Origin of the sequence: Arthrobacter sp. R-11 (genome assembly GCF_049913155.1) — a bacterium.
GTDB lineage: Bacteria > Actinomycetota > Actinomycetes > Actinomycetales > Micrococcaceae > Arthrobacter.
This window is the reverse complement of the sequence record NZ_CP183979.1, coordinates 2,999,190-3,023,042: the sequence shown is the minus strand read 5'-3', so window position 1 is coordinate 3,023,042 and position 23,853 is coordinate 2,999,190. Positions and strand designations below refer to the sequence as shown.

At 67.7% G+C, this 23,853-nt stretch carries 15 protein-coding genes; 9 read left to right on the top strand and 6 right to left on the bottom strand.

Annotation, left to right across the window (positions count from 1 at the left end; genetic code table 11):
- Positions 1-27 precede the first annotated feature (27 nt).
- On the top strand, positions 28-1,410 hold the full coding sequence (locus ACN9M4_RS13610) for a glycoside hydrolase family 3 N-terminal domain-containing protein (RefSeq protein ID WP_426298724.1): 1,383 nt from the start codon (positions 28-30) through the stop codon (positions 1,408-1,410).
- Between the two features lie 58 nt (positions 1,411-1,468).
- Here the strand turns inward: ACN9M4_RS13610 and ACN9M4_RS13605 are convergent, their stop codons facing one another.
- From ACN9M4_RS13605 to ACN9M4_RS13590, 4 genes are all read right to left on the bottom strand, one after another.
- Entirely contained in the window at positions 1,469-2,206 is a 738-nt protein-coding gene (locus ACN9M4_RS13605; protein ID WP_426298722.1) for an amino acid ABC transporter ATP-binding protein, read from the bottom strand.
- Positions 2,203-2,967 (bottom strand): amino acid ABC transporter permease, encoded by a 765-nt coding sequence (locus tag ACN9M4_RS13600; protein WP_426298720.1) that lies wholly within the window; start codon positions 2,965-2,967, stop codon positions 2,203-2,205. Before ACN9M4_RS13600 ends, ACN9M4_RS13605 begins: the two co-directional genes overlap by 4 nt.
- Positions 2,968-3,059: 92 nt before the next feature.
- Positions 3,060-4,010, bottom strand: a complete 951-nt coding sequence (locus ACN9M4_RS13595; RefSeq protein ID WP_426298718.1) for a substrate-binding periplasmic protein — start codon at positions 4,008-4,010, stop codon at positions 3,060-3,062.
- Between the two features lie 365 nt (positions 4,011-4,375).
- A complete protein-coding gene (locus tag ACN9M4_RS13590) occupies positions 4,376-5,086 on the bottom strand; it encodes a 3'-5' exonuclease (RefSeq protein ID WP_426298716.1) in 711 nt (236 codons plus the stop codon).
- 72 nt (positions 5,087-5,158) lie between these two features.
- Here ACN9M4_RS13590 and ACN9M4_RS13585 point away from each other — a divergent pair, with 72 nt between their 5' ends.
- The 3 genes from ACN9M4_RS13585 to ACN9M4_RS13575 all read left to right on the top strand — a co-directional run bounded on the left by ACN9M4_RS13585 (position 5,159) and on the right by ACN9M4_RS13575 (position 12,539).
- Complete coding sequence (locus ACN9M4_RS13585; protein ID WP_426298714.1) at positions 5,159-5,575, top strand: MGMT family protein; 417 nt, start codon at positions 5,159-5,161, stop codon at positions 5,573-5,575.
- A 98-nt stretch (positions 5,576-5,673) separates the two neighbouring features.
- A complete protein-coding gene (locus tag ACN9M4_RS13580; RefSeq protein ID WP_426298712.1) occupies positions 5,674-8,928 on the top strand; it encodes an ATP-dependent helicase in 3,255 nt (1,084 codons plus the stop codon).
- Complete coding sequence (locus tag ACN9M4_RS13575; protein WP_426298710.1) at positions 8,925-12,539, top strand: ATP-dependent helicase; 3,615 nt, start codon at positions 8,925-8,927, stop codon at positions 12,537-12,539. Before ACN9M4_RS13580 ends, ACN9M4_RS13575 begins: the two co-directional genes overlap by 4 nt.
- A 34-nt stretch (positions 12,540-12,573) precedes the next feature.
- Here ACN9M4_RS13575 and ACN9M4_RS13570 read toward each other — a convergent pair whose 3' ends face one another.
- Positions 12,574-13,926, bottom strand: coding sequence for a macrolide 2'-phosphotransferase (locus tag ACN9M4_RS13570; RefSeq protein WP_426298708.1), 1,353 nt, complete (start codon positions 13,924-13,926; stop codon positions 12,574-12,576).
- A 158-nt stretch (positions 13,927-14,084) separates the two neighbouring features.
- On the opposite strand from ACN9M4_RS13570, the gene nudC reads away from it, so the two are divergent.
- The 3 genes from nudC to ACN9M4_RS13555 are packed head-to-tail and all read left to right on the top strand — an operon-like array spanning position 14,085 to position 17,807.
- Entirely contained in the window at positions 14,085-15,074 is a 990-nt protein-coding gene (gene nudC / locus ACN9M4_RS13565; RefSeq protein WP_426298706.1) for an NAD(+) diphosphatase, read from the top strand.
- Complete coding sequence (locus tag ACN9M4_RS13560; protein ID WP_426298704.1) at positions 15,071-17,209, top strand: ATP-dependent DNA helicase UvrD2; 2,139 nt, start codon at positions 15,071-15,073, stop codon at positions 17,207-17,209. Before nudC ends, ACN9M4_RS13560 begins: the two co-directional genes overlap by 4 nt.
- Positions 17,199-17,807, top strand: a complete 609-nt coding sequence (locus ACN9M4_RS13555; RefSeq protein ID WP_426298702.1) for a M48 family metallopeptidase — start codon at positions 17,199-17,201, stop codon at positions 17,805-17,807. Before ACN9M4_RS13560 ends, ACN9M4_RS13555 begins: the two co-directional genes overlap by 11 nt.
- On the opposite strand, the gene ACN9M4_RS13550 is transcribed toward ACN9M4_RS13555, so the two are convergent.
- Positions 17,804-19,261, bottom strand: coding sequence for a zinc-dependent metalloprotease (locus tag ACN9M4_RS13550; RefSeq protein WP_426298700.1), 1,458 nt, complete (start codon positions 19,259-19,261; stop codon positions 17,804-17,806). The two genes, ACN9M4_RS13555 and ACN9M4_RS13550, sit on opposite strands and share 4 nt — an antisense overlap.
- Positions 19,262-19,474: 213 nt before the next feature.
- On the opposite strand from ACN9M4_RS13550, the gene ACN9M4_RS13545 reads away from it, so the two are divergent.
- Positions 19,475-20,635: a YlbL family protein gene (locus ACN9M4_RS13545; RefSeq protein WP_426298698.1), complete on the top strand. Its 1,161-nt coding sequence runs from the start codon at positions 19,475-19,477 to the stop codon at positions 20,633-20,635.
- Between the two features lie 148 nt (positions 20,636-20,783).
- On the top strand, positions 20,784-23,789 hold the full coding sequence (locus ACN9M4_RS13540; protein WP_426298696.1) for a UPF0182 family protein: 3,006 nt from the start codon (positions 20,784-20,786) through the stop codon (positions 23,787-23,789).
- Positions 23,790-23,853: the final 64 nt, after the last annotated feature.

Sequence of the window (23,853 nt, the reverse complement as noted above, 5' to 3'; positions counted from 1 at the left end):
AGTAGGCGCCAGTCAGGCAGTGGATTCATGTCCCGAAACAACACACCCGACCATCCGACGGAACCGGCATCCGACCGCCGCTCCCGGTTGCTGCACTCCGGCGCCGCCTTCATCATCGTGGCCATCATTGCCGCCGCACTCTTCACGGCTTTCGTCCGCTCGGACGTCCCGGCCCTGAGCGGCACGCGCGGCACGCCGCCGGGCTCCGCCGCCGTGACGCCGTCGTCCGCAGTTCCCTCGGCGACGCCATCCGCCACGGCATCGGCAACACCGACGGCCCTGCCCACCGCGACCCATCCGCCTCCCACGGCCACCACGCCGCCCGGCACCCCCAAGCCCGTTCCGACGCCGGTGCCCACGCGCACCACACCCGCCGTGCCTACTCCAGAGCAACAGCTCGCCGCCCTTGACCTGAGGGAACGCGTGGGGCAACTGTTCATGGTCGCGGCCAATGCCGGCGGCAGTGACGCCGATGTGGTGGCCGGGCTGCTGGGCCGGCACATCGGAAACATCTACCTGGCCGGACGCAGCCAGGCCGGTGTTGCCGCGACCGCCGCGGTGGTCGCCTCGCTGCGTGCTGCCGCCAGGCAGTCGGGAAACACCGTGCCGGTGTCCGTGGCCACTGACCAGGAAGGCGGCTACGTGCAGGTACTGCGAGGACCGGGTTTCTCAGAGATCCCCACCGCACTGGCCCAAACCGTTTACACGCCGGCACAGCTGCGCGCACAGGCCGGCATCTGGGGTGCCGAACTCCTCAGGGCCGGCGTCACGGTCGACCTGGCACCGGTCCTGGACACCGTCCCCGGGGCGGCTTTCGCCCCGTCCAACGCGCCGATCGGCTATTTCCAGCGGGAATACGGCTACACGCCCGCCGTGGTGTCCGCCTACGGGAACGCCGTGGCGGCGGGCTTGCGGGACGCCGGCGTGGCCCCAGTGGTCAAGCACTATCCAGGGCTCGGGAGGGTTACGCTCAACACCGACGTCAGCGGCAATGTCCGCGACACCGTCACCACCCGGAACGATCCGTATCTGGCGCCCTTCACGGCGGCCATGCGCAGCGGCACCCGCTGGGTGATGGTCTCCAACGCGTACTACGACCTCATCGACTCCGCCCGCCCCGCGCCCTTCTCCCCGGTGGTCATGGGCACCATGCTGCGTTCGGACGCCGGATTCACCGGCGTCATCGTCTCCGACGATCTGTGCAACGCCGCGCAGCTTTCGCCCTGGACCGTGGGGGAGCGGGCCGGCAACTTCATTGCCGCCGGAGGCACGATGGTGCTGTGCGCCAACACCGGGTACGTCCCGGCAATGTTCAACGAGGTGTTGCGGCGCGCGACGGCGGAACCGGCCTTCCGCGGGGCCGTGGACGCCGCGGCGCTTACCGTGCTCCGGGTCAAGGCCGGACAATAGCTTCCCGTTAAGCCGAAATTCCCGGCACCGAGGGGTGCCGGGAATTTGCTGGCTTTGCCTAGAGGACGTCCGAGAGGAACTTCTGCAGGCGTTCGGTCTTCGGCTCGGTGAAGAGCTGGTCCGGACTGCCGTTCTCCACCACCACGCCGCCGTCCATGAAGACCACCTGGTTGGAAACGTTGCGCGAGAAGCCCATTTCGTGGGTCACCACCACCATGGTCATGCCCTCGTTGGCGAGATCCGTCATGAGGGCAAGGACGCCCTTGACGAGCTCGGGGTCGAGCGCGGAGGTGGCTTCGTCGAAGAACATCACCTCGGGCTTCATGGCCAGGGCCCGGGCGATCGCCACGCGCTGCTGCTGGCCACCGGAGAGGGTCGCGGGACGCACGCCTGCCTTGTGCTTCAGGCCCACCTTGTCCAGCTGATCCAGGGCTTCGGCCCAGGCCCGGTCCTTGGGCAGCTTCCGCAGCTTCCGCAGCGCGAAAGCCACGTTCTCACCCACCGATTTGTGCGGGAAGAGGTTGAACTGCTGGAACACCATGCCGATGCGGCGCCGGAGTTCGTCCGGGTTGTCCTTGAGGACCGAGCGGCCGTCCAGCAGGATGTCGCCCTGGTCCGGCTCGATGAGCCGGTTCATGACGCGCAGCAGCGTGGACTTCCCGGATCCGGAGGGCCCGATCACGGAGGCCGCGGTGCCCTTCTCAACATGAATGTCGATGCCGCGCAGCACCTTGTTGCTGCCGAAGGCCAGGTGCAGGTTCTTGCCGGTGAGGGATCCGGAGGTGAACTGGCTCATGCGTGGGCTCCCTTCCCGATGACGGCCGCGGCCTCGTCAGGTTCGTGCTTCTGTTCCTTGCCGGTCCGCAGGCGGTTGTCGATGTAGTTGACCAGGTGCGTGAGCGGGATGGTCAGGGCCAGGTAGAAGATGGCCGCAGCGACCAGCGGGGACTGGTTGCCGTTGTTGGCCGCGAAGTCCTGGCCGATCTGGAACAGTTCCCGCTCGCGGCTCATGAGGCCGAGGGTGAAGACGAGGGAAGATTCCTTGATGAGGGCGATGAACTGGTTCATCAGGGCGGGGAGCACCCGGCGGATGCCCTGCGGGACGACGATCATGCGCATGGAGGGGCCGTAGCCGAAGCCAAGCGCGCGGGAGGCCTCAAGCTGGCCCTTGTCCACGCTCTGGATGCCCGAGCGGAAGATCTCACCGATGTAGGCTGCGGCCATCAGGCTCAGGGCGATGATGCCGAGGGGGTAGGGGCTGCGGATCCCGGCGAGGTCTTTCAGCAGCGGACCGAAGCCGAGGCCGATGACCAGGATGACCAGCACCGCCGGCAACCCGCGGAAGATGTCGGTGTAGATACGGGCGATCCAGCGTGCCACGGGATTCCTGGAAATGCCCATCAAGGCTAACAGGATGCCCAGAATGGTGCCGATGAGCCCGGAGGTCAGCGCCAGGACGATCGTATTCAGCAGGCCGTACGAGAACATCGTGGGCAGCACCTCGGCGATGTAGCCCCAGTTCAGAAAGGTGTCCGCAAGGCGGCTCCATGCGTCCATATGACTCCTCGGTTTAGCCGCTCAAGCCCGGACCCGAATCCGGGCCCAGGCTTGAGCGTTGGTTTTACTGCGGTTCGGCTGGTGGCCGGCCCTTACTTGTCGGCGGGGACCTGAACAGCCTTGCTGCCCGGCTTCCAGCCATCGGGCATGCGCTCGGCGTCGGTCTTGCGCTCCGGGAACCACTGCTTGGCCAGCTTGGTCCACGTGCCGTCCTTGATAACGGCATCAAGGGCGGAGTTCAGGGCCTCGATCAGGGCAGTGTTGTCCTTCGAGACGGCAAATGCGGAGAAGTTCTGCGTAGCGACCTTCTTCTCCTGGATCTTGGTGCCGTCGCCTTCCTTGATCTGGCCCTCGGCCTGCTGGGACGGGGCCAACCAGGCGTCGATCTGGCCGCTCTTCACGTTGGCGTAGGCGGTGTTGTAGTCCGGGTAACGGACCGGATCCAAGCCCAGCTGGTTCGTGACCATGTCGTCCTGGACCGTGCCCTGGACGACGCCCACGCGGACGCCTTCCTTGAGGTCGGCGATGCTCTTGACCGGGCTGTCCGTCTTGGACACCAGCGCCATGAAGCCGAAGTCGTAGCCGTTGGTGAAGGAAACCGTCTTGCGGCGGGCGTCGGTGGTGGAGATCGAGGAGGATCCGACGTCGAACTGCTGGTTCTTGACCTGGGCCAGGAGGCTCTGGAACTTGGTGGACGCGAATTCGACCTTCAGGCCCAGCTTCTCGCCCATGGCCTTGAGCAGCTCGTTGTCGAAGCCGGTGAAATTGCCGGACTTGTCGATGAAGATGCTCGGCGGGGCGTCGGAAAGGGTGCCCACCTTGATGGTGCCGTCGGTGAGGAGGCCCAGCTTGCTCTTGTCGATCTTGTCCAGGGGCGTGACGTCTGCAGTGGTGTACTTATCGGTGCTCTGGGCACCGGCAAGGGCGTCCGTGGGGGAAGCCGTGCTGGCCGGGGACGTTCCACCGCCGCATGCGGCAAGGGACACGGCGAGGGCAGCGGCTACGGGGACAGTAGACAGCCACTTCAGAGCTTTGATTTTCATCAAGCGTTCACTTTCATTGGAATTACTGGGATCTCGGTGACGCGGGCGGGGATGCGGCCACAGGTTCATTCGTGGGCCCTAGCAGAACTCAACCCGCCAAACTTAAGTATGTCATCCGGCCCTAAGGCTCAAAGATTCCGAACATAGTTCGCAACAGTGGTCAATATTCCGAAGATTTATTACGCGAAGTCACAAACCTTCATCAGAACGACCGTAAGAAAACGCAATGGATGAATTGTGCCCGGCCCTCGGAGCCCCTGTTCCCGGGGCCGGGTCCTGTGACATGCGTCATGCCCGATTGCGTGCTAGGGCGCCTTGGAAGCCACGCTTCACTTGGAAGCCAGGTGCCCCAGGAACCACGCCGCTCAGAAGCCGCCGCGGCTGGCGTCTTCCGGCGGAAGCACCGGCCAGTCACCTTCGATCACGGCGGCGGGCTTGCTGCGGCGCAGGTAGGACTGGAAGTCGGCAGCCTGCGCCGCCGCCCAGTCGACCTGCAACTGGTGGAGCTTGGACGCAGGCATGTGCAGCTTGGGGAACTTGCCCGCCATGGCGTCAAGAACACGCAAGGTCGCCAGGGCGTCCGCGGCTGAGGTGTGGGCATTCTCCAGGTCCACGCCGTATTCCTCGCACAGGGCGCCGAGGGTCCGCTTGCCCTTGCGGTAGCGATCCACCTGCTTGTTCATGATGTAGGGGTCCAGGACCGGGAACCGGCTCAGCTGCGGCACCCCGTAGCGGGCGGATTCGGCAGCTAGCACCGTGAAGTCGTAGCTGGCGTTGAACGCGATGACGGGAACGCCGTCGTCGAACAGTTCCTGCAAGGTGGCCGCGACCTCCCTGGTCACCTCGGCGGCCGGGCGGCCCTCCGCGCGCGCCTTCGCGGTGGTGATGCCGTGGACGTCGCTCGCTTCCTGGGGGATTTCGACGCCGGGATCAGCCAGCCACTCGCGTTCCTTGATCACGTTCCCCTGGCCGTCCACCACCGTGATCGACGCCGTGACGATCCTTGCGGCACGGGAGTTCCGGCCTGTGGTCTCGAGGTCGAACGCGGCGCGGGGGAGGGTGTTCCAGGAGCTCATGCCTTCACGCTACCGGCAGCCCCCGACAAGATTGGAAACCGACACCGTGGCGGCAGCCGATACGCTGGAAACATGCGGACGGAGTTTGTGACGGCGGTGCTAGGCGTCGTGGACCTCGTGCCCCCGGGTGCCGCCCTTGCCTACGGTGACGTCGCCGAACTGCTGGGGCACGGCGGCCCCCGCCAGGTCGGCTCGGTCATGAGCCACTACGGAAGCGCGGTGGCCTGGTGGCGGATCCTGCGGGCCAGCGGCGAAGCCCCGCCCGGCCATGAAGCCGATGCACTGCGCCACTACCTCGCGGAAGGAACGGCGCTGCACGGTGACCATGAGGCATTCCTGCGGACCGGCGAGGGCCGCTGGCGGGTCGACATCGCCGCCGCCCGCTGGGCGCCCGGCGAGGAGGACTTCGACCGGATTGACGCTATTTCGGAGGAGCTGGAGCGTCAGCTCCATCAAATGTCAGTGCCCGATGATGAAATGACTGTGTGAGCGCCCCCCCGACCCGACAGCACGCAACGACACAGCCGCCAACCCCACATTCAGCCGCACGCCTCCGGCTTGTCCCGCCGCGCGAAAACATCTGCACGGTGCCGCCGCTGTCCGCCGACCAGGCCGCCGTCGTCGGGCTTCCGCATGGTTCCGGGCCCGTCCTGGTACCCGGCGCGCCCGGCACGGGAAAGACCACCGTCCTGGTCGAAACAGCTGTCCGGCGGGTGGAGCGGGACGGCGTCGACCCCGGCCGCATCCTGATCCTGGCGCCCGGCCGGCACGCCGCCTCGGCACTGCGGGACCGCTTTACCGCACGCCTCGGGCGGACATTGAGCACAACGCCGGCGCGCACCTGGGCGTCCTACGCTTTCGATCTCATCCGGCGGGCGAAGGCGGAAGGCGTCCTGCCGCTGCCGCGGCCGCCGAAGCTCCTTTCCGGCCCCGAGCAGGACCTCATCATCAAAGAGCTGCTCGAGGGCCACAGCCGGCCAGGCCTGGAACTGCCCTGGCCGGAGGACCTCTCCGCGGCGCTGGCCACCCGCGGTTTCCGCCAGGAGATCCGCCAGCTCTTCGACCGCATCATCGAATCCGGCCGCACCGCCGAGGACCTCACCGCTCTCGCCTACGAATGCGACCGCCCGGACTGGATGGCTGCCGCCCACCTCTATTCGGAATACCGCGACGTGCTGGACCTGCGCATGCCCGAGGCCTTCGACCCGGCGGGGATCATCACGGCCGCACGGCAGATTTTCCAGGACGCGCCCGGATTCCTGGCAGCCGAACGCGAACGGCTCCAGCTGATCCTCGTCGACGACATCCAGGAGGCGAACCCGGCGGTTTTCGAACTGCTCACCGATATCGCCGAAGGCAAGGACGCCTTGATCACGTCCTCCCCGGATACGGTGGTCCAGGGATTCCGCGGTGCCCGCCCGGATCTCGTGGCGGAGCTGCCCCGACTGCTTGGCGGCGACCCTGTCCAGGGAGATCCGCTTGGGGAAAGAACCGTGCAGGAGCTTCCCCTATGGACCGCCCACCGCCAGGCGCCTGCCGTGGCGAAGGCCTGGCTCGGCGTCGCCGCGCGCATTTCGCAGCGCCAGGGCGGCCAGCTGGCGCGGCGCCTCGAAATCAGCGGTGCCCAGGGCCAGGAAGGCCGCGCGGAGGCACACCTTCTGCCGTCCCCCGCCCACGAACTCCGCTACGTGGCCCAGCGCATCCTCGAGGCCCAGCTGCGTGAAGGCCGCGCATTCAGTGACCTTGCCGTGATCGTGCGCAACGGCGGGCAGCTCGCCCAGCTCCAGCGCTACCTGTCCGGGCAGGGAATCCCGGTGCAGGTGCCGGTGGCGGACGCCGCCGTCCGCGACGAGGTTGCGGTGCGTCCCCTGCTGGAGCTCTACGGCGTGGTGCTCGATCCCGCAAAACTCACGCCGGAACTCGCTGTGTCCCTGTTGACCTCGCGGATCGGCGGAGCCACCGCCATCGAACTGCGACGGCTCCGGCAGTCGCTGCGCCGGGAGGAACTGCTGGGCGGCGGCGGGCGGGCCAGCGATTCCTTGCTGGTGGAAGCGCTGCTCCAACCCGGCGCCCTGGGTTCCTTGGGAATCGAAGGCAGTTCCGCGCGGCGCATCGCGCGCATGATCGCGGCCGGCGGGGAAGCCTTGGGGCAGGCGGGAGCCAATGCCGAGACCGTGCTGTGGGCGTTGTGGCAAAGCAGCGGACTGGCGGCGCGGTGGACGGCACTGGCGCTCGACGGCGGCGCGGCGGGTGCCCGCGCGGACCGCGACCTCGACGCGATGATGGCCCTTTTCCACACCGCGGAACGGTATGTCGACCAGCTGCCGGGGTCGGGCGCCGAGCAGTTCCTGGAGTACCTGATGAACCAGGAACTGCCGATGGACACCCTGGCGGCGCGCGCCCAGCTGGAAGAAGCCGTGGAGCTGATGACCCCGGCCAGCGCGGCAGGCAGGGAATGGCCAGTGGTCATTGTGGCAGGCCTGCAGGAAGGGGTGTGGCCGAACACCCGGCTGCGCGGTGAGCTCCTGGGCAGCACCCTGTTTGCGGACGCCGTCGAGCACGGCGTGGACCACGCCCTGCAGCGCGGCCCGCTCAGCCGGCTCCGCGACATCCGCTACGACGAACTCCGCAGCTTTTCCACCGCCGTTTCCCGCGCCAAGGAACTGCTCATCTGCACGGCAGTGTCGTCGGAAGACGAGCAGCCTTCGGCGTTCCTGGACTACGTGGCGCCCCTTGGCCCCGGCCAGTACAGCCGCGGCTACACGCCGGTGGAGCGCCCCATGACCCTCCGCGCCCTCGTGGCCGAGCTTCGCCAGAAGGTCCAGGCTGATCCGACGGTCCAGGCTGATCCGTCCGCTCCCGCTCCTGTCCGCGGCGTGCCCACCGCGGGTCCGGAAGACGAGGCCGCAGAAGCCGCAAGGGTCCTGGCGCACCTGGCCTCGGCCGAACCCCCGGTCCCAGGCGCCCATCCGGACAGCTGGTGGGGCCTGGCTCCGCTGAGCAGCGAGGCCGCCGTGGTCCCGGAAGGAGGGACAGTGATGGTGTCACCGTCCAAGGTCGAATCCGTGCACAAGTCTCCCCTGGACTGGTTCGTGCAGGCTGCCGGCGGCGAGGCCGCCACTGATTTCGCCCGGAGCCTGGGCACGTTGGTGCATGCCATCGCCCAGGAACTTCCCGACGCTTCGGGGGCCGAGTACCTTGCGGAACTGGCGCGGCGCTGGCCGGCCCTCGGCATGAAGGACAACTGGGAGGGCCGCTTGGATTTCCAGCGGGCAGAGGCCATGGTCCGGAAACTGGCCCAGTACATCCTCGTGATGCGCAGCGAAGGCCGGCATCTCCTCGGTGTCGAACTTGATTTCGAGGTTCCGTTGCCGCCGGTCGGTGAGCGGGCCGCCATGCTCCGGGGCCAGGTGGACCGCCTGGAGATCGACGCCGAGGGCAGGCTCGTGATCGTGGACCTCAAGACGGGCAAACGACAGCCCGGCAAGACCGAACTCGCCCGCCACCCGCAGCTCGGCGCCTACCAGGCTGCCGTGCTCCAAGGGGCGTTCGACGCCGGCACCGGCCTTCCGGAGGGTGCTGCTCCGAACGGAGCTGTCCCCGGTGGAGCCGTGCTGGCCCAGCTTGGTACCAAGACCAAGGCTCCCGGCATCCAGGTCCAGGAGGCCCTCGAAGCGGGAGACAACTGGGCACAGGACATGGTCAACGAAGCTGCCGCCCTCATGTCCGGGGCCACGTTCGAAGCCCGGCATGATCCTTCCAAGGGCGGCCACGGCGGCCACGGGTGCCGCCTGCCCGAGATTTGCCCGCTCTGTGCCCGAGGAAAGCAGGTTACGGAATGACGCTCGACACCCTCGCCCCGGCACTGGGCGGGATCGCACCGGAACCCGGTGCAGCGGTTCCCGAGCCGCGCTTCACCCCCGGCGAACTCGCCGCCGTCATGGGCGAGAAGAACCGCCCCACCGATGAACAGTCGGCCATCATCGCCTCGCCGCTCTCTCCCCGGCTGGTCATCGCCGGTGCCGGATCGGGGAAGACAGCCACCATGGCAGACCGCGTTGTGTGGCTGGTGGCGAACGGCTGGGTCCGGCCCGAGGAGGTCCTCGGCGTCACCTTCACCCGGAAGGCGGCAGGGGAACTGGCCAGCCGCATCCGGGCCAAGCTGGCCACCCTGCAGCGGATCGCCGCCGCAGACCCCGGACGCCACCGTTTCCCTGACTGGCTGGCAGGTTCCGATGAACTCGAGCCCAAAGTGTCTACCTACCACTCCTACGCCAGCGGCATAGTTTCGGACTACGGGCTGCGCCTGGGCATCGAGCGCGACGTGGTGCTCCTGGGCGGAGCCCAGGCCTGGCAGTTGGCCAGCGAAGTCGTCGAAGGCTACGACGGCCCCTACGAGCACTTCAGCGCGGCGAAATCCACCCTCGTCAACGCGGTAGTGCAGTTGGCGGGGGAATGTGCGGAGCACCTGCGGGAGCCCGCCGAAGTCCAGTCGTGGCTCACGGAGAGGGCCGCGGAGTTCAGCCAGTTGCCCTACCAGGCAGGAGCCAAGAAGAACCCCACCCAGGCCGCCTCCGAGCTGAACGCCATGCTGCTGACCCGCGCCAGCGTCGCGGACATGGTCGGCCGCTACCAGGCCGCCAAGCGCGAACGGGGCGTGCTCGACTTCGGCGACCTCGTGGCGCTGGCGGCCAGAATCGCCCGGGACGTCCCGGTGGCCGCCGCCACCGAGCGGTCCCGCTACAAAGTAGTGCTGCTCGACGAATTCCAGGACACCTCGCACGCCCAGCTCGTGCTGTTCTCGCGGCTCTTCGGTGAGGGCCATGCCGTCACGGCGGTGGGGGACCCCAACCAGTCGATCTATGGTTTCCGCGGCGCTTCGGCCGGGCAGCTGTTCCATTTCGTCCAGGAGTTCCCGGCAAGGAACGACGACGGCGACCGCCCGGCGTCGTTCGTTCCGGCCCCGGTGTCCTACCTGACCACGGCATGGCGGAACGGCCGCAACATCCTTGGCGCGGCCAACGTCATCTCCGCACCCCTGAATAAGTCGGCCTCGTCCGGTGGGCCGGCCGGTGAACGGACGCAGGGGAGCGCGGTGTCGGTCCCGCCGCTGCGGCCAAGCCCGGCAGCCGTGGAAGGCAACGTCGTCCTGGGGCGTTTCGCTACGGATGAGGACGAAGCAGCGGCAGTTGCCCGGGATGTCATGCGCTACCGCCGCACCATCTTCGAAACCGACCCGGCAGGGGAAGCCGTCCTGCCGAGCATGGCGGTTCTCTGCCGCCGACGGGCGCAGATGGAGGTCCTGCGGCGTGAATTCGAACTGCAGGGGATTCCCTACGAAATTGTCGGCCTGGGCGGTCTCCTCGACACCCCCGAGATCGTGGACCTCGTCTCCACGCTGCGGGTGCTGGCCGATCCGGGCCGCTCGGACGCATTGATGCGCCTGCTCGCCGGTGCGCGGTGGCGGATCGGCACGGCCGACCTCATGGCCTTCCACGACTGGTCGCGCTTCCTCGCCCGGCGTCGCGCGCACGGCAGCCCCGGCCCGGAGGCCCTCATGGCGGATCTCGCCGCAGACGAGGGCGCCGCTGACGTCCTCGTGGAAGGCGATATCACCGACGCCGCGAGCCTCGTGGAAGCCCTGGACTTCCTGCCCCGCCCGGGCTGGACATCGGCCCACGGCCGTTCACTGACCCCCGCCGCCCAGGAACGGCTGGGCAGGCTCTCGGCGGAGCTGAGGATGCTGCGCAGCTTCCTCGGGGACGACCTCACCACCCTGCTGGGTGAGGTAGAACGGGCCATGCTGCTCGACGTCGAAGTGGCCGCCAAGCCCGGGATCAGCATCCACCAGGCCCGCCGGAACCTTGATGCCTTCCAGGACGCCGCGGCCGGATTCCTGCAGACCTCCCAGCGGGTGGACCTGCTGGCGTTCCTCTCCTGGCTCGAAGCCGCCGCGTCCGAGGAAGGCGGGCTGGACGCCGCCGCCACTGAGGTCAACCACGAGGCCGTGCAGTTGCTCACGGTCCACGCCTCCAAGGGCCTGGAATGGGACGTCGTTTTCGTACCGGGCCTCAACGCGGGGGCCTTTCCCAGCAGCAGGGACTCCCGGTGGAGCAGCGGAGCGGCAGCACTTCCGTGGCCGCTTCGCGGCGACCGTGCGGACCTGCCGCAATGGGACCTGGACCAGCCGGACCAGAAGGGCTGGTTGGACGCGGAAAAGGTGTTCAAGGCCGAAGTCCAGCACCACGGGGAAGCCGAGGAACGGCGCCTGGCCTATGTCGCGTACACCCGCGCCAAATTCGTGCTTTGGCTATCGAGCGCGGCCTGGAACGGTTCGCGGTCCGGAATCGCCGAGATTTCGCCATTCCTTTCCGAGCTCGCGCCGTTGACGGAAGCACCAGGGCTGACGCAAGCGCCTGGTCTGGCGGACGGTTTGATGGACGCCGCCGACTTGCCGGATAGGCCCGACGCCGGGGCTGCCGCCGGCATCCATGCTGGGTCCCTGCGCGAAGACGAACTGCCGGCGGAAAGCCCGTTGACCGTCGCTGCCGAACTGGCGATCTTCCCCTACGATCCGCTCGAAGGTCCTTGTGACCCGCGGACCGGGGAACGGCTGCGCAACGTGCCGGGCCGTCGCGCCGCCATGGACGCCGCGGCGGATCGCGTCCGGCGGGCCATCGACGGGCTGCGCCCGGGAGATCCATTGTGCCTCCCGGAGGACCCTGCCGGACCGGGCGGGGCAGCTCCGCTGCGCGGGGCCGTGCTTTACGGGGCCGCTGCCGGGTGGGCGGCGGAGGCCGATCTGCTGTTGAAGCGCTCGCGGCAGCGGAAACCGGTCCAGGACATCCATTTGCCGGGCCACATTTCCGCGTCCATGTTCGTGGAACTGGGTGACGATCCGGATGCGGTCCTCGCCCAGCTCAGGCGTCCCGTGCCCCGCGAACCCGGGGTCGCGGCCCGCAAGGGAACGGCGTTCCATGCGTGGGTGGAGGAGTATTTCGGCACGAGCGGAATGCTGGACCTTGGCGAGGAATCGGGGGCCGACGCCCATATCGATGCCGCCTACGGCCTCGACGACATGGTGGATACCTTCAAGAACTCCGAATGGGCCCACCGCGCTCCCGCCTTCGTCGAAGTGCCGGTGGAGACGAGCATCGCCGGCGTGGTGGTCCGCGGACGGATCGACGCCGTGTTCCGCAATGCCGACGGCAGCTGGGAACTGGTGGACTGGAAGACCGGCAGGCGCCCCTCCGGCGGCCGCCTCGCCAGTCGCTCGGTGCAGTTGGCGGTGTACCGACTTGCCTGGGCGCGCCTGAAGGGAGTGCCCTTGGAAACGGTCAGTGCTGCCTTCTACTACGTCCCGGACGACGCCGTGGTCCGTCCGCACGACCTCGGCTCAGCGGCGGAGCTCGAGGCGATCATCGCGGACGCGCTTTCCCGGCCGGGGGAGTGAACTTACAGGGTAGGTCCGAGGAGGGTGTTGCAGGCTATCGATTGTCGGCGCCCTGCAGGCCCGCCTTGCCTGCCGCGGACGGGTCGTCCTCGGACGGCCCGTCCGCGGAACCGTCCTCGGCGGACGCGCCCGGCTGACCGTCCGACTCCGCGGAGGAACTGTCTTCCGGTGCATCCGTGGCGGCCGTCTGCACGATCCGGATGGCCGCCGTCGAGGTTTCCGAGGCCGTTGGGGCGTCGTCCCCAGGATCGGTTTCAGTGGCGCCCGGACCGGCGCCGGGGATGGGAGTGACGCTGACGGCAGGGGTGGGCACCGCGCTCACAGTGACCGCCGGCGTCGTCGCACTGGCGGCCGCTTGCGCGGCAGCGGTAACGCTGGAAGACGCAGTAACGCCGGAAGACGCGCTGACGCCCGGCTGCGCAGGAGCCGGAGCCGCGGCGGCGGTTTCGCCGGCGGCAGCTTCGTCGGCCGCGTCCTGCTCGCCGATGTCGTCCGCCAGCGACTTCAGCATGGCTTCGGCTTCGGCGGTCATGGCAGCGTGCCCGGCGGCGAGGGCCTTCACCAGGTACTGGGCCAGGGCGAACTCAGCGAGAAGTGCAGCGCGGCGCAGCAGATGGTTATCGGCCTTGTCCCGGCGGGCCTCGGTGTAGTGCCGCAGCACGGCCTCGACGAAGGACTGCTCGTTGGAGGCAACCAGCCAGGCGAAGTCGTCCGCGGGGTCGCCGATGCGAAGATCGGTCCAGCCGGTCAGAGCGGTCACCCGGTCGCCGTCCACCAGCAGGTTGTCCTCATGCAGGTCGCCGTGGACAACGCAGGGGTTGAAGCGCCACAGTGCGACGTCCTCCAGCGCATGCTCCCAGCGGCGAAGGAGGATCGTGGGGATCTTGCCGGTGGTAGCGGCCTGGTCCAGCTCATTGAGCTTGCGTTGGCGGAACTCATTGGCCGTGTAGCTGGGAAGGTCGGCGTTGTTGACCAGCGCTTGCGGCAGGTCGTGGACGGCGGCCAGGGCAATTCCGATTTCCTTGGCCAAGGCGTCGCTGCAGGCTGAAAGTTCCTCGATGCTGCGGGTCGAACCGGCCAGGTGGGTGTAGACGAACGTGCTCAATGAGCCTTGCCGCACGGTGCCGGCAATGCTGGGAAGCAGGAAGGGAAGTTCCGCACGGATGGCCGGGGTGAACGCCCGCAGCACCATGAACTCTGTCTCCAGCCGGGCGCTGGCCTCGGCATGCCTCGGTGAGCGAACCCGCCAGCGCTTGCCGTCGGCGTCGAGCAGCAAGGCCGAGTCGAAATCGGCGGCGTCGTCCGGGGCGGAAGCAGTGGCTGTCGGCGCCAGGCCGGGCACTGCCGCTGTTGCAATTGCGGCCAGTTCGAGCGGTGTTCTTCTCACACCTCCCACGGTAGAGTCACGGACGGCCGTCCGGGCGATGTCCCGCGGCGAGTCTCCAGATCGGGCCTGAAAAGCTGCCGCGGAAGGCCGCTGCGCAGGCCGTGGCCCCCTGAACAGGGCAAATGTTATTTGTCGGTGCGAGTCAGTACGGTAGGTACATGAGTTTTACCGAGTTCCGGGCCCCGGCGAACCACCTGACGGACACCCTTCTCCCAGTCCGTCCTGCCATGGTTGACCGGGGATCCGCCGAACGCATCAAGCCCGGGGCAGTCGAAGAACTCATCGCCTCCGGGACCGCGAAGGCGATGGTGCTGGCGGAGCGGCAGGCCCTGGTCGACGGGGATGCCCTGTGGCTGGGCGACGCCGGGACACTGTTGGCCTCGCTGCGGGAGGCCTCCGGGGCGCCGGTCACTGCGATTTACCTCGGCAGGACGCTGACGGATGCAGCCCACCCGCGGGACACTCCGGTGCTGCTGTTCGTTCCCGCCGCGTCCCCCGAGCCCGGTACCGTGGGCGTCCCCGCGACTGCTTCCTGGGTGGGCTTCCGGGAAGTGGCTGCCCGCCTGGACGCCACGGACACTGCACTGTTCATCCAGGCCAGCGCCATCGCCAACTGGCATGCCACGCACACCCACTGCCCGCAATGCGGCACCCCCACCGACATCGAGGCCGGCGGCTGGGTGCGGCGCTGCCCCAAGGACAACTCCGAACACTACCCGCGCACGGACCCTGCAATCATCGTCACGGTGGTCGGTCCGGACGGCCGGGTGCTCCTTGGCGGCGGAGGACCCGCCGGGTCGATCAACCATTCCACCCTGGCCGGCTTCGTGGAACCCGGCGAGTCGCTTGAACAGGCAGTGGTCCGTGAAATCGGAGAGGAAGTCGGCGTCCGGGTCAGCAGCTGTCAGTACCTGGGTTCCCAGTCCTGGCCCTTCCCGGCGTCCCTGATGCTGGGGTTCACCGCCTTCACCGAAGACGCAGAGGCCCGGCCCGACGGCGTCGAGGTCACCCGGGCGCGCTGGTTCAGCCGCGAGGAACTCCAGGAGGCCGTGCTCTCCGGGGAGATCACGATCCCGTCCCGGCTGTCGATTGCGCGTTCCCTGATTGAGCACTGGTACGGCGGCGCCATCGAGGACCTCCAGAAGTGACCTCTGAGACCCACGTCCTTGGAGGTTCGCTGGAGGACCGCATCCTGGGCGGCCTCGATGCCGAACAGCGCGAGGTTGCCAGCACCCTGTCCGGACCGTTGTGCGTCCTGGCCGGAGCCGGTACAGGAAAGACCAGGGCCATCACCCACCGCATCGCGTATGGTGTGCACTCCGGCGTGTACAGCCCGCAGCGCCTGCTCGCCGTGACCTTCACAGCCAGGGCCGCCGCCGAGATGCGCAGCCGCCTGCGGGACCTGGGCGCCGGCAATGTCCAGGCCCGCACCTTCCACGCAGCAGCCCTGCGCCAGCTGCAGTTCTTCTGGCCCCAGGCTATCGGCGGCACGCTGCCGAACCTGCTGGACCACAAGGCCACCATGATCGCCGAGGCCGCGCGCCGGCTGCGTCTGAGCACCGATCGCGCGTCCATCCGTGACCTCGCCGCGGAAATCGAATGGGCCAAGGTTTCCATGCTCACCCCGGCCAACTACCTGGAGAACGCCCAGGGCCGCGGCACCCCCGGCGGCTTCGACCTCACCGCCGTCGCCCGGGTCTTCCAGTCCTACGAGGACGTCAAGACGGACCGCAACGTCATCGACTTCGAGGACGTGCTGCTGATCACCGTGGGCATCCTCCAGGAGGATCCGAAAGTGGCCGCCACGGTCCGGGAACAGTACCGGCATTTCGTGGTGGACGAATACCAGGACGTTTCGCCGCTGCAGCAGCGGCTCTTGGAGCTGTGGCTCGGGGACCGGGATGAACTCTGCGTGGTGGGCGACTCTAGCCAGACCATCTACTCCTTCACCGGAGCATCGCCCAAGCACCTCCTGGGTTTCAAGAATCAGTTCCCGGAGGCTACCGTCGTCAAGCTGGTCCGTGACTACCGTTCCACACCCCAGGTCGTGAAGCTCGCCAACGAACTGCTGGGCTCCCGCCGCAGCGGCGGGCCGGCCGCCGACGCCGCCTGGGCGAAGCCCCTGCAGCTGGTGGCACAGCGCCCGGGCGGGCCCGAACCCCGGTTCATGGAATGCCCCGACGACGAAGCCGAGGCCGCCGTGGTTGCGGGCCGGATCCGCGAACTGCTCGACGCCGGGGTCCAGGCAAGCGAGATCGCCGTCCTTTTCCGCACCAATGGGCAGTCCGAAGCCTACGAACAGGCCCTCGCCTCGGCCGGTATCGGCTACCAGCTCCGGGGCGGGGAGCGCTTCTTCGCCCGCAAGGAAGTACGCGACGCGATCCTGCAACTCCGCGCCGCGACCCGTGCCGCCGCGGAAACCGCCGGCGAACCGCTCGGCCAGCTGGTCCGGGACATCGTGGCATCGCTGGGTTACTCCGATTCCGCCCCGCACGGTGGGGGCGCGTTGCGGGAACGCTGGGAATCCCTGGCCGCACTGGTGGCCCTTGCGGACGAACTTGCGGTGAACCGCGGCCCGGAATTCACCCTCGCCGAGTTCGTCAACGAACTCCAGGAACGTTCCGTCGCCCAGCATGCCCCCACGGTGCAGGGGGTCACCCTGGCCTCGCTGCATGCCGCCAAGGGCCTGGAATGGGACGCTGTGTTCCTGGTCGGCCTGAGCGAAGGCCTCATGCCCATTTCCTTCGCCGACACCCCGGAAGCCGTGGACGAAGAGCGGCGCCTCCTCTATGTCGGCATCACCCGTGCACGCGAGCACCTCAGCCTGTCCTGGTCGACGGCCCGCACACCGGGCGGGCGCGCCAACCGCAAGCCGTCCCGCTTCCTCGACGGACTGCGCCCCGACTCCGTCGGTTCGGCCAGCGCCCGCAGCCGCCCGGTGCCCCGCCGCAAGGCTGCTGCCCCGGCGTCGTGCCGGGTGTGCGGCAGCATGCTCGCCACCGGCGCCGAACGCAAGATCGGGCGCTGCCGCCAGTGCCCGCCCAGCTACGAGGAACAGACGTTCGAGGCGCTGCGGCAGTGGCGCAAGGACGAGGCAAGCTCCGCGGAGGTTCCGGCGTTCGTGGTCTTCACCGACGCAACCCTGACCGCCATCGCCGAGGCCCGCCCCGCAAGCTTGGAGGAGCTTGCCACGCTGGCCGGCGTCGGCCCTTCGAAGCTGGAAAAGTACGGGGAGGCCGTCCTCGCGGTGCTGGCCGAAGGCGGGAACGGCGATGGCTCCTGACCGTACCCCGATGCCCGAACTCACCCACGACGGCGCCCCCGTTGTCGTGCGCCGGTCGTCGCGCCGTCGCCGCACGGTGGCCGCTTTCTGGGAGGACGGGAACGCCGTCGTCGCCATCCCGGCGTCGTTCACCCAGGCGCAGGAGCGTGAATGGGTGCGGCGGATGCTCGAGAAGCTCAAGCGGCAGGGGGAGCGCCGCGCGCAAGGCGCTGGACGCCGTCGGCCATCAGGGGACGCGGAGCTGGCCGCCCACGCGGCGGCGCTTTCGGACAGGTACCTGGGCGGGCGGGCAGTCCCGACGTCGGTCCGGTGGGTCGGCAACCAGAACTCGCGTTGGGGCTCGGCCACACCGGCGGAAGGCAGCATCCGGCTTTCGGACAAGTTGAAGCCCATGCCGCAATGGGTGATCGACTACGTGCTGCTGCACGAACTGGCCCACTTGCTGGTTGCCGGGCACAATGCCGCGTTCTGGCGCCTCCTGGAGGCATACCCGGAAACGCAGCGGGCGAAGGCTTTCCTTGAAGGAGTAGCCTTCGCCACGTCGCGCGGTCTGGGGAGGGGACCGGGAAGCCCAGCCGGGGAATCCGGGGGCTGCTAGGCCTTCGCCCCGCTGGAGCCGTCCCCGGTATCCCCGTCTTCGGTACCGCCGTCTTCGGTACCGCCGTCCTGGGCGTCCCCGGCATCCGGGCCGGCAGAGTCCGTGGGGGAGTCGTAGCCCCCGTTCAGCAGCTTCTGAAGGGCGTCGTCCACCTCGCTGTCGCTGGCTTCGGCCAGGCGGCGGCGTTCGGAGAAACCCTTGGGATCGTCGAGATCCTCGGCCGTCGGCAGGAGGTCCGGGTGGTGCCAGATGGCATCACGGCCGGCGATTCCGCGCTCTTCCTTCAATGCTGCCCACAAGGTGGCAGCTTCGCGGAGCCTGCGGGGCCGCAGTTCCAGACCGACCAAGGAGGAGAACGCGTGCTCGGCGGGCCCGCCGGTGGCGCGGCGGCGGCGCACGGTTTCACGCAGGGCCGCGGCCGAGGGCAGCATCTTCTCCGTTGCGGCGGCGGTCAGTTCGTCCACCCAGCCTTCCACCAGGGCCAGGGCCGTTTCCAGCTTCTCCAGGGCAGCGGACTGGGCCGGAGTGCGCTCAGGAGTGAACACGCCCTGGGACAGGGCTTCCTGAATGCCTTCGGGGTTGCCGGGATCGAGGTCGCGGGCCAGGTCTTCGACCCGGCTCATGTCGATGTGGATGCCCCGCGCATAGGCTTCGATCGCGCCGAGCAGATGGCCGCGGAGCCACGGGACCTGGACGAATAGACGGGCGTGTGCCGCCTCCCGGACGGCAAGGTAGAGGCGGATGTCGCTTTCCGGGACACTGAGGCCCTCGCCGAACTTGGCAACGTTGCTGGGAAGCAAGGCCATTTCCAGGTCGGCAAGGGGAACGCCGATGTCTGTCGAGCTGACAACTTCCGCGGACAGGGCGCCGATAGCCTGGCCCAGCTGCATGCCGAAGATGGCGCCGCCCATGTTCTGCAGCATGGACGAGGCACCGCCCATCATGGACTTCATCTCTTCCGGCATCTGCTGGGTCAGCGCGTCCGAAAGCGCGTTGGCGATGCTGTTCGCCACCGGCTCGGTCAGGCGCTTCCAGGTGCCAAGGGTCGCTTCCACCCACTCCGCACGCGACCACGCGCGGCCGATCAGCCCGGTGGCTTCCAGGTCCGTGACCGGATCCAGCCAGAGTTCGGCCAGCCGGAGCGCTTCATCGATGGCGCGGCTCTGTGCGGAAGTGACCGAGGGATCGCTCCCTGCCGCGGCCACCCGGCGCGCATTCTCGTGGGCCAGCTGCCAGTTGACCGGTCCTTCGGAGCTTGAGCTCATCATGGCCTGCACCTGGGAGAACATCTGCTGGAGCAGGGCAGGATCGTTGGGCAGGCCCGCTGCTTTGGCCAGCTCCGCCGGGTCGATGTCCCCCATGCCCCGGCCGCCCATCAGGTTCTTCAGCATTTCCGCCAAAGGATCCTGGGGTGCATCGTCCCCGTTGGAGGGGGTATTGGGCTTGGAAGTCATGGTGCCGCCGATCGTCGCTGCTGACTGGGATCATCTTCAAGTTACCGCGCAGGGACGGGGCTGTCTGCCTTGCGGGAGGCCCGTTCGCTCTAGGCAAAGCAGCATCCGGCGGGCACGGCGTCGTAGGGTGGGACGTTGAGAAGGGTGCCGGGCGCGAAGCGTCCGGCGACACGACATTGCGCACCTGCCGGTGCGCACGGAGAGGCCAATTCATTGAACACATCGCCGAACCCCTGGAACGGCCGGGGTACCGGAAGCTTCGACGACGGCGGGCAGCAGTTCCAGGAGCCGGCACCTTTTGAGGGCACGGAGCAGCCCCTGCCGCGCAACGGCCGATACACCGCGATGCTCATTTCGGGGGCCCTCGTGATCCTCCTGGGCATTGCCGCCGTGGCGCTCCCGGTTCCCTACGTGGTGGAGTCTCCCGGACCGACCTTCAATACCTTGGGTTCGGCCAACGGAAAGCCCGTGATTTCCGTCAGCGGGCACGAAAGCTTCCCCGCCAAGGGCAACCTCGACTTGACTACGGTCTACATCAGCGGCGGACCCAACGGTCCGGTCAATCTGGTGGAGGCCTTCCAGGCCTGGCTGGACGGCTCCAAGGCGGTCTACCCGGAGGAACTGATCTACCCCAAGGGCATCACCAAGGAGGAATCCGAACAGGAGAGCGCCCTGGCCATGACGTCCTCGCAGGAGAACGCGGTCGCCGCCGCCCTGAAGGAACTGGACATTCCCTTCAGCCAGAAACTCGAAGTCGCCGGGCTGAGCAGCAATTCGGCCTCGGAAGGGAAACTCCGTGAAGGCGACGTCTTCACGTCCATCAACGGCAAGGCCGTGACGACCCTCGCCGTCATCCAGGGCGAACTGGCCGCCACTGCGGGAGCCCCTGCCGCCGTCGTCGTTGAGCGCCAGGGCAAAGCGGTCACCGTCAGCATCACCCCCAAGAAGGGCGAAAACGACCGCTGGCTGCTGGGCGTGGCGCTGCAGTACAAGTTCACGTTCCCGTTCCAGGTGAAGATTTCCCTTGAGGACGTGGGCGGGCCGAGTGCCGGAATGATGTTCGCCCTGGGGATCATCGACACCGTCACCCCGGGCGACCTTACCGGCGGCAAGCACATTGCCGGAACCGGAACAATTTCCCCTGACGGAGTGGTGGGACCGATCGGCGGAATCGCGCAGAAGATGCACGGTGCGCGGGCGAAGGGAGCCAGCCTCTTCCTGGCTCCCGCAGCCAACTGCGACGATGTGGTGGGCCATGTCCCCAACGGCCTGCAGGTGGTCAAGGTGGAGACGCTCGGCGATGCCGAAGCGGCCGTGAAACGGCTCGCCGAAGGGCAGGACACCTCCGGGCTGCCGGCCTGTACCAAGAACTAGACTGGCGATGGAACTTAGCTCCGCCGCCACTCGTGGCATATTTGACGGCCCCGGACCGCGCAGCATGGCTGGACTGTGTTGCGGGGGACAGGCCGCTGAACACTCGCACTGAACCGTATATCTGACAACGAGCTATGAGGTACCTGGTTTGTCCCGTCCTGCAAGCACCCGCCCGCCCGGAAGACCGCCGCTGAGACGGGGTGCCCTGACTCCCACCTTGATTGTCGTGGCGCTCGCAGTCGTGGCCTTCGTTTTCTTCTCGAACGTCTGGACCGACGTCCTTTGGTACCAGCAGCTTGGCTTCTTCGAGGTCTACGTCCGCGAGAACCTTGCACGGATCCTGACCTTTGCCGGCGGCTTCGTCCTCATGTTCGGCGCCGTGTATGCCTCGATCCGCCTGGCGTACCGTGCGCGTCCGGTCTACGCCCCGGATTCCGACGTGCGGGACAACCTCAGCCGCTACCAGGTCCAGCTTGAACCGGTGCGCCGTGTGGTCATGATCGGCCTGCCGATACTGTTTGGCCTTTTCGCCGGCAGCGCCGCCGCCAGCCAGTGGCAGAAGGTGCTGCTGTTCTTCAACCAGGAACAGTTCGGGCAGCAGGATCCGCAGTTCGGCCTGGACATCAGCTTCTACCTGATGACCCTGCCGTTCCTGGGCTTCGTGACCGGATTCCTGATCAGCGTGGTGGTGGTCGCCGGCATCGCCGGAATCCTGACCCACTACCTGTACGGCAGCATCCGGCTCATGGAACGCGGCGTGTTCACCAGCCGTGCCGCCCAGATCCACCTCGCGGTGAGCGGTGCCCTGTTCCTGCTCCTGCTGGGCGCGAACTTCTGGCTCGATGTCTACGGCACGGTGCAGAACAACGGAGGCCGTTGGGCCGGGGCGCTCTACACCGACGTCACCGCCGTCGTGCCCACCAAGTCCATCCTCGCGGTCGCGGCGGGCCTGGTGGCCATCCTCTTCATCGTCGCCGCGGTGATCGGACGCTGGCGCCTGCCGGTGATCGGCACGGCGATGCTGATCATCACCTCGATCCTCGCCGGCGGCGTGTACCCGTGGGTGATCCAGCAGTTCCAGGTGCGCCCTTCGGAGCAGACCCTCGAGAACAGGTACATCGAGCGGAACATCTCGATGACCCGGGCCGCTTACGGCCTGGACAAGGTGCAGGTCCAGCCGTACAAGGCGACCACCACGGCCAGCAGCGGCGCCCTTGCGAAGGACGCCCAGACAGCGGCGAACATCCGCCTGCTTGACCCGAACCTCGTGTCCTCGGCGTTCGGCCAGCTTGAGCAGTACCGCCCGTATTACCAATTCCCGAAGGCCCTGAACGTTGACCGCTACACCCTGAACGGCAAGGTCCAGGACACCGTCATCGCTGTCCGCGAGCTGAATGCCGAGGGCATCAGCACGGGCCAGCAGACCTGGTACAACAAACACATCGTGTACACCCACGGCTATGGCGTGGTCGCCGCCAAGGGCAACAAGTTCACGGTTGACGGCAAGCCGGACTTCCTTCTTTCCGGGATTCCTTCCAGTGGTGTCCTCGGCAACGACTCGAACTACCAGCCCCGGATCTACTTCGGCGAAAACACCGAGGACTACTCGGTGGTCGGCGCCCCGGAAGGGTCCACGCACCGCGAGCAGGACCGCCCCGCAGGCAAGGACGGCTCCACCGACACCCAGTACACCTTCACGGGCAACGGCGGCCCGAACGTGGGCAACTGGTTCAACCGCATCCTGTACTCGATGAAGTTCCAGTCCTCGGATCTGTTGCTGTCTGACGGCGTGAACGAGAAGTCCCAGATCCTCTACGACCGCACGCCGCGCGAACGCGTGGAAAAGGTGGCGCCGTACCTGACCGTGGACGGCAACGCCTACCCGGCCGTGGTCGACGGCCGCGTCAAGTGGATCGTGGACGGCTACACCACGAGCCAGTACTTCCCGTACTCCCAGCAGCAGCAGCTGCAGAACGTCACGGCGGACACGCAGACCAGCACGGGCCGCACCGCGGTGCTGCCGAACAGCACGGTCAACTACATCCGGAACTCCGTGAAGGCCACCGTTGACGCCTACGACGGCTCCGTGGCGCTCTACGCCTGGGACGACCAGGACCCCATCCTGAAGTCCTGGCAGAAGATCTTCCCGAGCACCATCAAGCCGTACACGGAGATGTCCGGGCAGCTCATGAGCCACGTCCGGTACCCGGAGGACCTGTTCAAGGTCCAGCGCGAACTGCTGGGCCGCTACCACGTCACCAACCCGGACCGCTTCTACAACAACGTTGACGCCTGGAGCGTGCCGAACGATCCCACGGTGACCGGGACGGATGCCGTGAAGCAGCCCCCGTTCTACATGTCCTTGCAGATGCCGGGCCAGAGCAAGCCGGCCTTCCAGCTGACGTCCTCCTTCATCCCGCAGACCGTCAACGGCAATGCCCGCAACATCCTGTACGGCTTCTTGTCGGCTGATTCCGATGCCGGCAGCACCAAGGGGGTCAAGGACCAGGGCTACGGCCAGCTGCGGCTGCTCCAGCTGCCGACCGACACGCAAGTGCCCGGCCCCGGCCAGGCACAAAACAAGTTCAACTCCGATCCCGACGTGTCCCGGGAACTGAACCTGCTGCGCCAGGGCGCTTCCGATGTGCTCAACGGCAACCTGCTGACCCTCCCGGTCGGCGGCGGCCTGCTCTATGTCCAGCCGGTCTACCTGAAGTCCACCGGTGAAACTTCCTACCCGACCCTGCAGCGCGTCCTGGTCGCGTTCGGTGACAAGGTGGGCTTCGCCGCCACGCTGGACGAGGCACTGGACGACCTGTTCGGCGGTAACTCCGGCGCCCAGGCGGGTGATTCGGCCAACAACGGCCAGACACCCAGCACGCCCACCTCCCCGAACACACCGTCCGGAGCGGAGGACGCCAAGGCCGACCTGAAGGCGGCCTTGGACGAGGCCAACCAAGCCATCAAGGACGGCCAGACGGCCCTGTCCAAGGGCGACTTCGCGGCCTACGGCGCCCAGCAGAACAAGCTGGCTGCCGCGCTGAAGAAGGCGCTCGACGCCGAGGCCCGGCTTGGAGTGACGCCGTCACCGACGACTTCACCGTCGCCGTCGCCGTCGAGCACCGCGACGCCGACCCCGACGCAGAGCGGCTAGGGTCCAGGAACGTAAACCCTTTGAGGGAGCCGGTGCCCGCGATGGATGGCGGGCGCCGGCTCCT

Bases quoted from the DNA above. Each gene is read 5' to 3' on its own strand.
- ACN9M4_RS13605 (WP_426298722.1), bottom strand. From the start codon at position 2,206: ATGAGCCAGTTCACCTCCGGATCCCTCACCGGCAAGAACCTGCACCTG.
- ACN9M4_RS13555 (WP_426298702.1), top strand. From the start codon at position 17,199: ATGGCTCCTGACCGTACCCCGATGCCCGAACTCACCCACGACGGCGCC.
- ACN9M4_RS13585 (WP_426298714.1), top strand. From the start codon at position 5,159: ATGCGGACGGAGTTTGTGACGGCGGTGCTAGGCGTCGTGGACCTCGTG.
- ACN9M4_RS13595 (WP_426298718.1), bottom strand. From the start codon at position 4,010: ATGAAAATCAAAGCTCTGAAGTGGCTGTCTACTGTCCCCGTAGCCGCT.
- ACN9M4_RS13590 (WP_426298716.1), bottom strand. From the start codon at position 5,086: ATGAGCTCCTGGAACACCCTCCCCCGCGCCGCGTTCGACCTCGAGACC.
- ACN9M4_RS13600 (WP_426298720.1), bottom strand. From the start codon at position 2,967: ATGGACGCATGGAGCCGCCTTGCGGACACCTTTCTGAACTGGGGCTAC.
- ACN9M4_RS13550 (WP_426298700.1), bottom strand. From the start codon at position 19,261: ATGACTTCCAAGCCCAATACCCCCTCCAACGGGGACGATGCACCCCAG.
- nudC (WP_426298706.1), top strand. From the start codon at position 14,085: ATGAGTTTTACCGAGTTCCGGGCCCCGGCGAACCACCTGACGGACACC.
- ACN9M4_RS13610 (WP_426298724.1), top strand. From the start codon at position 28: ATGTCCCGAAACAACACACCCGACCATCCGACGGAACCGGCATCCGAC.
- ACN9M4_RS13575 (WP_426298710.1), top strand. From the start codon at position 8,925: ATGACGCTCGACACCCTCGCCCCGGCACTGGGCGGGATCGCACCGGAA.